The organism is Halorubrum distributum JCM 10118, assembly GCF_000337335.1.
GTDB classification, from domain to species: domain Archaea; phylum Halobacteriota; class Halobacteria; order Halobacteriales; family Haloferacaceae; genus Halorubrum; species Halorubrum distributum.
Genome location: NZ_AOJN01000031.1, coordinates 1 through 236, shown reverse-complemented (window position 1 = coordinate 236; position 236 = coordinate 1). Strand labels below are relative to the sequence as shown.

Sequence of the window (236 nt, the reverse complement as noted above, 5' to 3'; positions counted from 1 at the left end):
GCACTGCCGTTCAGCCGAGGGTTAGCCGGTCCTAAGGTGTACCACAACTTGACTACACCGACGGGAAGCTGGTTAATATTCCAGCGCCATTATGCAGTAAACGCCGACGCCGTGTGGAACGCTGAGCCGGGCACTCGCCCGGTCAAATCGTGGAAACTCGTGGACGCCGTCACGGCACGAAGCGAGCGAAACGCGAAATAGCGAAAGTCAGCCGTACATAGGGCCCGTGAAAAGGC

At 58.5% G+C, this 236-nt stretch carries 1 rRNA gene; it reads left to right on the top strand.

Annotation, left to right across the window (positions count from 1 at the left end):
- Positions 1-236, top strand: a 23S ribosomal RNA gene (locus C466_RS17125); the annotation flags it as partial.